Source organism: Solwaraspora sp. WMMA2059 (genome assembly GCF_027497315.1).
Classification (GTDB): domain Bacteria; phylum Actinomycetota; class Actinomycetes; order Mycobacteriales; family Micromonosporaceae; genus Micromonospora_E.
Map to the genome: position 1 here is coordinate 6,567,844 of NZ_CP114908.1, position 9,347 is coordinate 6,577,190.

The 9,347-nt window shown below is 68.2% G+C and carries 6 protein-coding genes and 1 pseudogene; 5 read left to right on the plus strand and 2 right to left on the minus strand.

The window, feature by feature from the left end; translation table 11 throughout:
* Positions 1-39: 39 nt before the first annotated feature.
* The 5 genes and pseudogenes from O7553_RS30060 (at position 40) to O7553_RS30085 (ending at position 7,412) form a co-directional block, all read left to right on the plus strand.
* Entirely contained in the window at positions 40-318 is a 279-nt protein-coding gene (locus O7553_RS30060) for a type II toxin-antitoxin system prevent-host-death family antitoxin (protein WP_281552875.1), read from the plus strand.
* A 361-nt stretch (positions 319-679) separates the two neighbouring features.
* Positions 680-928: a transposase family protein gene (locus O7553_RS30065; protein WP_281552769.1), complete on the plus strand. Its 249-nt coding sequence runs from the start codon at positions 680-682 to the stop codon at positions 926-928.
* Between the two features lie 89 nt (positions 929-1,017).
* Positions 1,018-1,775, plus strand: a pseudogene (locus tag O7553_RS30070) (IS5 family transposase).
* Positions 1,776-2,330: 555 nt separating this feature from the next.
* A complete protein-coding gene (locus O7553_RS30075; protein ID WP_281552770.1) occupies positions 2,331-6,311 on the plus strand; it encodes a glycoside hydrolase family 9 protein in 3,981 nt (1,326 codons plus the stop codon).
* 921 nt (positions 6,312-7,232) lie between these two features.
* A complete protein-coding gene (locus O7553_RS30085) occupies positions 7,233-7,412 on the plus strand; it encodes a hypothetical protein (protein ID WP_281552772.1) in 180 nt (59 codons plus the stop codon).
* A 266-nt stretch (positions 7,413-7,678) separates the two neighbouring features.
* Here O7553_RS30085 and O7553_RS30090 read toward each other — a convergent pair whose 3' ends face one another.
* On the minus strand, positions 7,679-8,014 hold the full coding sequence (locus tag O7553_RS30090) for a hypothetical protein (RefSeq protein WP_281552773.1): 336 nt from the start codon (positions 8,012-8,014) through the stop codon (positions 7,679-7,681).
* Positions 8,015-8,054: 40 nt separating this feature from the next.
* Positions 8,055-9,347, minus strand: a 1,293-nt coding sequence (locus tag O7553_RS30095; protein ID WP_281552876.1) for a penicillin-binding transpeptidase domain-containing protein, incomplete at its 5' end; no start/stop codon positions are given.

The following is a 9,347-nucleotide window of genomic DNA, read 5'->3' on the forward strand; positions in this document are numbered from 1 at the left end:
AGCTGGAAACGTAGAACATCTAGTTCTACACTCGTGTCCATGGAGCGTATCGGTGTCCGAGAGCTGAATCAGAACACGAGTCAGGTGTTGGCTCGGGTGAGTGGTGGCGAGACTGTCGAGATCACCGACCGCGGACACCCGATTGCCCGACTTGTTCCGGTAGGCGACGACCGGTCGGTGTTGGCGAAGCTGGTAGCGGCGGGGCGAGCCGTCGCCCCCACCGGCGGCGGCTCTGTGCCGCTTCCCCCGAAGCTCGGTGACGAGGATGTGGACGTGGCCGCCTCGCTTGTCGCGATGCGTGACGAGGAGCGCTGGTGATCTATCTCGATTCAGCGGTGGCCGGCCAGGCCGAGGGAGGCCGGGTGGCAGCCGCGGTACGCCGCCAGCTCGGCCTTTGACCGGAAGCTGCGATAGGTGCCGAACTTGAAAGCCTATCGGGACTGCGAGTAGCTCCCGCAGTCCCGATACAGTGAATGCCACTCAATACGTAAGCTCCATCGGAGCAGTTGCTTGCCTGGCCTTCAACGGCTCTTCTGAGTTGAGTGGGGTTCGCGGTTGACGGTGACCCTGGCGTAGAGGGCTCGCAGCCCTTCGGTGATCATCTGAGTGTCTAGATCGGATGTTCACAAGCGGAGAGCTGCGAGCATGGTCAACAATATGACCCGGCTGCTGGGCCTGGATGGTGGACCGGGTCAGGTTGGACCCCGACGGTGTCCCGGTGGTCGCTCTGTCTACCGCCGATGAGCAGGTACGATGCCGCTCGGACTGCGGTGCGCGGGCCCGGCGGGTCAAGGACTGGGTGACGACCCGGCCCCGGGATCTGCCCGTGGCGAGCCGGGCGACGCGGTTACGGTGGCGCAAACGCCGCTGGCATTGCGACCAGGGTGGATGTCGACGCCGGACGTTCACCGAGCAGGTGGGCGGGTGACGAACTTCCGGTGTGTCGCTGCCCGGCAAACAGCGAGGTCTCCGGTGGATGGCTTATCGACCAAGACGAACCATCGACACGGAGACCTCGTGACCAGCGTAGCGGTGACGAGGCGGCACGACCTGACGGACGCTCAGTGGGCAGTCCTGGAGCCTCTCCTGCCCACCGCACGCCGGCCGGGCCGACCGCCCGCATCAACGAAACGGCAGCTCATCGACGCGATCCGGTGGCGGACCCGGGCCGGCGCCCCGTGGCGGGACATCCCCGACCACTACGGCTCCTGGGCGGCGGCGTACGCCCTGTTCCGCCGGTGGCAGCGCGACGGGACCTGGGCCAGGATCCTGACCGCGTTGCAGGCCCTGGCCGACGCGGCGGGACGGATCGTCTGGGACGTGTCCGTGGACTCCACGATCAGCCGCGCGCACCAGCACGCCGCCGGAGCGCGTAAAAGGGGGATCTGCAGGCCGAACCGCCCGGCGGTACCGGGTCGGAACCCGACGACCACGCGTTGGGGCGTTCCCGTGGCGGACGGACCACGAAACTGCACCTGGGCTGTGAACAGGGACAGAAACCGCTGTCAATCGTGCTGACCGGTGGGCAGCGTGGCGACAGCCCGCAGTTCACGACGGTCCTCGACCGAATCCGGGTGCCCCGGTTGATCCCGCACTCGACCCCGAGATCTACCAGCAGCGCCACGCGGTCGAGTGCGGGATCAACCGGCTCAAGCGCAACCGAGGCCGGCATCCCGGTGGTCAACCTGGACCGTGCCGTCGCGACCCGCTACGACAAACTCGCCGTCCGGTACGAGGCGACCGTGCAGGTCGCGGCGATCAACGAGTGGCTGTGACCGACTTTGATACACGCCCTAGGGCTGTATGGTCACCACTCTCTGGGCCACGTCCAGGTGGATCCCTAGTGAATGCTGACTGTTGGTGAACACTCAGGATCCGAGCGGTAGGGGCTGTTGTTCGGGGCCGGATCTCGTGAGTCCAGGCCTCAGTCCATCCATTGCGGTGGCTGGGGCTGGTGCCGGGACCTGCGCTTTCCTGGTTGATCACAGATGCGTAGGATCACCTCCACATCGCCGCCGGCGGCAGTCCGCTGCCCGTCCGGGTCACACCCCCGTCTCCTGTTCAGGTTCGCCACATCGGCGATGAAGAGTTGGGTGCTGCAGTTGATGCAAACCCTAGTTTGGCTGCGAGCCAGACGTCGACCACTATGGACCTATTGCGTTGCGCTCGCGCTGGTGGTCGTGCTGGTGGTGACCGGCCACGCACGACCCGTCGCGGCGCAGAGCGCGTCAGGCTGCGAATTCGGTGAATCGGCTCTCGAAGCTGGAGCGACCGGACCGGGTGAGGTCACGCTACGTATTGGTTGCGCCCGGGACATCGGGAGTTTCGGCGTGTTCGCAGAGCGCGACGACGACATCGTCGCGATCCTGGAGTTCACCCCCGCCCGCGACGAGGCTGAGCTCCGCGAGATCCTGCAACGTCAGGTTGACGACGCCAACCAGGCGCGCGACGCGGGAGCCAGCCTGAGCTCGTACCTCCTCGCAAAGGCGGACGAGTTCGGGATCGGGTACTACGCGGAGCAGGACGAGGATATCGACTTCGACGGCGAGATTCACCGGATGGCCAACCACCTGGTGATAGTGATCCCGCAGGCGGAGGTCGAGGCCGCGTGGAGTTGGATCGGCGTCCTGAAGAAGATCGCGCTGGCGTTGATCTTCTTCGGTGTCTGGGCGCTCGTCGAAGGCACCTGCGTTGCCTTCTTCGCGCCAGAGGCGCCGGTGGCCGCGGTGCTGTGCGGAGCCTTCGCGGGATTCATCGCAGGCGGTGTACGGGAGTTGCTGTCGGCTGTCTTCGCCGGCAAGGAGATCAATAGCGACGTGTGGTCGGACGTACTCGGGACCGCGCTCGGCGGTGCGTTCGTCGGCGCGACCCTGCACGGTGCCATTCAGCTGGTCGAGTCGACTGTCCGGCCCATGTACGCCGCGCTGGGGAAGTTCCTGAGGGAGACCAGCCTCAAGGTGTGGAACTCGCTCAAGAGCCTCGTCAGCCACGCAGCCGACATGTTCACGGCCGAGGCCGCGGACGTCCTGCGCAAGGCAGTGGAGCTCGCAGCCCGGCACGGGATCGGAACGTTCGCGACCGGCAAGTGCCCCGGCTACGACCCCAGCTCCGGCAACGGCACTGGGCTCGGGTGGCAGGAACTCGGCCGGATGCAGGACGGCCTCAAGCGGCGCCTCGATCTGCTCGATAACGACAACAGCTCGGGCGAAACGGTATCGAGGACCAAACTGCAGTACGCGGACGTCGACGGCGACGGCCTGTCGGACCGGATCCTGGTCGCGGCGGCCGGACGCGCCGAACTGTCGCAGAACGTCGGGTGTGGCGAGGACGGCCAGCGGCTCTGGGCGCAGCGTAGTGACGCCGGACCGATCGAGGACATACTGGAGCAGTTCAACGCCGACCAGGTCCACTTCGGCGACCTCGACGGCGATGACCGAGCCGACCTTATCGCGGTCCTCGAGGCCAGCCAGTCACCGACCGGTGTCCCGATGATCCAAGCCTGGCGCAGTGAGTCGTCGATCAGCGACATCCGGTGGGCGGCGGGCAGCCAGGTCGCGGACAACCTCGGGTTCGCCGCTGCCGAGCGGCGCTTCTTCCTCGACATCGACGGTGACGGTGACAGCGACTACCTGACGGTCACTGCGGACAACACCGTGAGCGCCTGGGAGAACACCGCGTGGGGCCTGCCCGGGCCGGCTGATTGGAGCCGGATTGACGGCTTCGGGCATCCGGGCCAGGGACAGGGCGGCGGGAAGGTCTACTTCGCCGACGTCACCGGGGACGGCCGCGCGGATCTGCTCCTGGTCGACTACGTCACTGGCGGGGTCCAGGCATGGGAGAACGTCGGCAGCCCGTGGACCAGCTCGACCGGCTGGCGGTCACTGGGCACCATCCGGATGGGTGCGCCGCTGGCTGGTGGCTCCGGTGCGATCTTCAGCGACCTCGATGGCGACCAGGTCGCGGACCTGCTGCTGCTCGACAGCGTCGAGGGCGGCGTCGACGGTTGGCGGCTGCCGCGCTACGGGTCAGGCGAACAGGGGCCGGGCCAGCCAGGCGTACCGACCTCCCCGGAGCAGCTTCCGCCGGGGACGCTGCCGGCGTACAGCGGTGGTGATCCGCGTCCGCAGGTGACTGGCCGGCTGATTCAGAACAGCAACTTCACCGGCAGCTTCAAACCGTGGTGGGTGAACGCGGGGATGACGCCGAAGGTGGACGGTGGGGTCTTCTGCGTGACCGCCCCGGCATCGGAGAAGCCATGGGATGTGCTTGTCGGGCACAACAGCATCTACCTGCCACGAGGGAACTCCTACACGTTCCGGTTCCGGGTGCGGACCAGCGAGACGGTGCCGTTGGTGGTGCAGATCGCTCCGTTCGACAACCCGAACCACACGACGTACCTGGTCAAGTATCCGACCGTCACCGGCGGGGCGTGGCGGACCTACGAGTACACCTTCAACACCAGCTTCAGCCAGGAGTACGTGCTGTCGCAGGTACAGTTCCGCCTCGGCGGGTCGGACCAGGCGTACGAGTTCTGCATGGACGACGTGACGCTCAACGGTGCCAGCTACGTGTACCAGGCGCAGCGGGGTCCGGCGGTGAAGGTCAACCAGCACGGCTACCTGCCGCAGGGGCCGAAACGGGCGACGCTGGTGACGGACGCGGCGAACCCGCAGTCCTGGACGCTGCGGCGGGTCGGCGGCGGCGACGTGGCGACCGGGCAAACCGTCCCGGCCGGCTTCGACGGCTCGGCCGGCGCTTCGGTCCACCTGGTCGACTTCAGCTCGGTTACGGCGACCGGCCGGTTCGAGCTGGTGGTCGGTGGCCAGGCCAGCTACCCGTTCGACATCCGGACGGACCTGTACGCGTCACTGCGAACGGACTCGATGCGGTTCTTCTACCCGAACCGGAGCGGCATCGCGATCGACGGCGGCATTGCCGGGGCGGAGTACGCCCGCCCGGCCGGGCATGTGGCGTCCTCGCCGGGCGGGGGCGACACTGCGGTGCCGTGCCAGTTCCCGCAGTCGTTCATGGACAACTGGACATGTGACTACACGCTGGACGTCACCGGCGGTTGGTACGACGCGGGTGACCATGGCAAGTACGTGGTCAACGGCGGCATCGCCACCTACCAGCTGCTCTCGGCGTGGGAACGGGCCGTGGCGGTGGGTCGGTCCGGGCCGCTGGGCGACTCCACCCTGGCGATCCCGGAGCGCGGCAACGGCGTGCCCGACATCCTCGACGAGGCCCGCTGGAACCTCGAATTCATGCTGAAGATGCAGGTACCGGACGGGCTGCCACTGGCCGGGATGGTGCACCACAAGGTCCACGACGAGTCGTGGACCGGGCCGCCGATGCTGCCGCACCAGGACACGAAGCAGCGCGAGCTGCACCGGCCGTCGACGGCGGCGACGTTGAACCTGGCCGCGGTCGCCGCCCAGGGGGCGCGGCTCTACGCCCCGTACGACGCGGCCTTCGCCTCCCGGCTGCGGTCGGCGGCGCAGCGGGCCTACGCCGCGGCGCTGGCCAACCCGACGCTCTACGCGCCCAGGGCGGACCGCTCCGGCGGTGGCCCGTACGCCGACAGCGACGTCACCGACGAGTTCTACTGGGCGGCGACGCAGCTGTACCTGACCACCGGCAGCGGGACGTACCTCGACGCGGTGCGGGCCAACCCGTACCACACTGCGGGGGCGGCGTTCAACCAGAACGGCTTCTACTGGGGGCAGGTCGCCGCTCTCGCCCAGCTGGACCTGGCCCGCTTCGGCAGCGGACTGTCCGAGCAGGCGCAGATCCGCCATTGGGTGACGACCGCGGCGAACCGGCTGATCTCGTTCCAGCAGGCCGAACGGTTCGGGCAGACGTACACCCCGGCCAGCGGTCTGTACGACTGGGGATCGAACGCGTCGATCCTGAACAATCAGGTGGTGATCGCCACGGCGTACGACCTGACCGGCAACACGATGTACGTCGACGCGGTGTTCGAGGCGTTCGACTACCTGTTGGGCCGCAACGCCCTCGGTCAGTCCTACGTCACCGGGTACGGCACCAACGACGCGAAGAACCAGCACAGCCGCTGGTACGCGAGGTCGTTCGACTCGACGCTGCCGAATCCGCCGGTCGGCTCGGTGTCCGGCGGGCCGAACTCCAGCCTGCAGGACCCGCTGTCGGCGTCCTGGCTGCACGGCTGCGCCCCCCAGTTGTGCTACGTGGACAACCTGGAGGCCTGGTCGACAAACGAGATCACCATCAACTGGAACTCGGCGCTGGCGTGGGTCAGCGCCTTCGCCGCCGACGAGGCACCGCGCCGGTGAGCCACCGTCACCCATCGGTGATTCGTCGCTGATCTGTCGCTGAAAGCCGGCCGGCCCGCCCGGGAGAGATCCGGGCGGGCCGGCCGTTCAGCCGGGTCCGACGGCCCCTGCTGAGGACCGCGCCCGGCCGGTTGAGCTCGTCCTTGTACAGCCTGGACCTTGACCGTCTTGCCGTCGCGGTCAGGCTCCTCAGCGTTGATTCCCCGGCCGTGAAGCAGCATCCACGAACGCCACTGCGGGGAGGGCCAGACCTCCTGGACTCGGAGCCGGACCGGGCGCTTGCCGTCCACGTGGTCGCACTGCCGCAGCGCCACCAGATCACCGGGGCACACCAGAGCTTCGTCGTCAGGCATCGTCCGACGCTCCGTACGACTCGGCGGACTCGTCCTGGTCGTCGTGCGCGGGTATCCGGCGGTCATCAGCCCGGAGAGATGGAGTACGGCGCGGATCCGCCGGGCACTACTGGGGTCCCACCGGTCCAGGATGGCGATCGCCCGCAGGAACGGCCGGCAGGGGCCGGGTACGCCGCCGCACCGGTGGCACTCGCCGGTGGTCGGGTTCGGGATGTGGGTACGGGCGGTCGAGTTCGCGTCGTGGACCGCCCGGGACAGCTCGGGGGACCGTTCGCCCGGGTGGACCGGTGGCTTCCGTCCACCCGGATGTGCTCGGACTGTGGCCGGATCAACGAGCGGATGGCGTTGGACGTGCGGTCGTGGGTCTGTCCGTGTGGCGGTCACCACGACCGGGACGTCAACGCGGCGATCAACATCAAGGCCGCCGGGCAGGCGGACTTCAACGACCGTGGAGCGCGGGTAGGACCGGGACCCGTCCCGGCACCGCGCGGTGAAACGGTAGCCCACCAGAACACCGCGCGTATCACGCGCGGCGTGGCTGGAATCGCCGCCGTTTAGGGCGGCGAGGATGTCAACCGTCTCACCCGACGCCGCCGAAGGCTTCTACCGCCTCGTTGACGCCGCCTACGAACGCCGCAGCCTCGCCGTCAGCTCGAACCTGCATTACGCCCACGTCGTCGTCATACAGGGCGACAGCTTCCGGCTCAACCAGGCCACCACCGGACAGCGGGTGAAATTACTGAACTGACCAGAAACACCACCCACGGCGGGGAACTAACTGGCCGCCGTTGGGGAGAACCGACGGCCGCCAGCGGGACATCCGCAGGCCGCGTTCGACAACCTGTTCACCGCCGTCCGCCCGGCACCCGGCTGACCACAGCGACACCGACGCGCGACCAGGCGGCCCGACCACACCACGAACCCCCGCCCCAACCCGGAACGACAACACCCGGAGCAAGCCGACCACGTGATCGGCGATTCGCCGCCCCCGAAATCTCCCAGTACCGAAACTATTCAACCGAGCTCAAGACGAGGGAGGAAGGCGAGCGGTACGGGTTCTCGCTGTGCCGCATCGACAGCGCCGGCACGCGCGACCAGACGTACGACCTGCTCGAAGTCATCCGGGTCGCCGTCGACCCACGTCAGCCGGAGAAGCTGGAGGAGAACCTGCGCGGCTGGGCGATCGCGACCCTGGCCGGCGGCCACGGGTTCGGCTGCTACCATGCCGCCTTCAGCACTCTCGACGAGGACGACCAGCCCGAGAGCGACCTCGGCAACCTCGACATCAACTGGTCCGGCTCGGAAGTTCTCGTACCGGGCGAGCAGGGGTTGAAGCGGACGGGCGGGCACCGATGTGGATCGGTGCCCGCCCGCCACTAGATTTCGCCAGTCAGTCGTCCGGGTTGCCCGGGTTACCGGGACGTCCCGGCCCGTTGCCCGGCCCACCGGGACCGTCACCGTCGCCCGGGCTCGGCTGGGCACCCTGGCCGTTGCTGACCCGGATGATCACCACTCCGCCCTTGATGGTGCGGCCGCTCGGGCTGGTGCCGGCGGCGGTGCCGGCCGGGCAGGTGGAGTCGACCGCACCGGACCGGTCCACCTCGACCTCGAATCCGGCACCGGCCAGCCGGGACCGGGCGTTGTCGATCGACTGACACTGCACCCCCGGGATGGAGCGCTGCTCACCGCGGACCAGTTTGCCGCTCGGTGCCTTGAACTGCTGCTTCTCCTTGCCCTTCATCGCGTCCCGCAGCGTCTCGTAGACCGCCGGGTTGACGATCGTGTGCTTCATCTCGGCGTTGGTGTCGGCCCAGTCCGGGTCGGCCAGCACCCCGGCGACGGCGAGCTGCTTGGTGGTCACCACCATGGTGGCGGTCTTCTCGGCGTCGGTGGTGCCGGTCTTGCCGGCGACCGGGTGCCCGACGATGCTGCGCACGCCGTTGGCGGTGCGGCCCCGGCACTGCGACGTCGACGAGTTGTCGCCGACCGGGCAGCGCGCCGCGTCGATCGCGGCCCGGGCCACCTCGGTGGAGACCACCTGCTTGCACTGCGGCTGGGCGATGTCCAGGCTGTTGCCGTCCTGGTCGCGGATCTCCTTGACCGGGATCGGCTTGCAGTACTTGCCGTCGGCGGCGAGGGTGGCGTACGCGTTCGCCATCTCCAGCGGCGTGGTGCTGGAGACGCCGAGGGTGAAGGCGCCCCACTGGTTGGCACCCTCCGGGTCGGCGGCGAACCGGGCGTCGTTGGAGGCCCGGAAGGTGATGCCGAGGCGCTGCGCCACGTCGACGGCGGAGGCCGCGCCGACCCGCTCCTGCAGCGGCACGAAGTACGTGTTGACCGAGGCGCCGAAGGCGCTCCACATGTTGTGTACGCCGTTCATGCTGGAGTTGGCGTTCTTGGGGCAGTACTTGTTGGTGCCCGCGCAGGCGGCCGGGCTGCCCCGTTCGACAATGTACTTCGACTCGTACGGGCTCTTGGCGTTGATTGTGTACTCCAGTGGGTAGCCCTTCTCCAGGGCCGCCACCAGCGGGAAGATCTTGAACGTCGAGCCGAACTGGTAACCGGTGATGTCACCGCCACCGGTCAGCAGCGGGTTCGTGGTGTTCGGGTAGGTGCCCCGGATGCCCTTGTCGGCTTTCTTCGGGTCGCTGGAGAGCTTGTTCTTCGGGTTGTCCGGGTCGTC

Excerpts from the sequence above, each read along its gene's own strand:
- O7553_RS30060 (WP_281552875.1), top strand. The coding sequence starts at position 40 with ATGGAGCGTATCGGTGTCCGAGAGCTGAATCAGAACACGAGTCAGGTG.
- O7553_RS30065 (WP_281552769.1), top strand. The coding sequence starts at position 680 with ATGGTGGACCGGGTCAGGTTGGACCCCGACGGTGTCCCGGTGGTCGCT.
- O7553_RS30085 (WP_281552772.1), top strand. The coding sequence starts at position 7,233 with ATGTCAACCGTCTCACCCGACGCCGCCGAAGGCTTCTACCGCCTCGTT.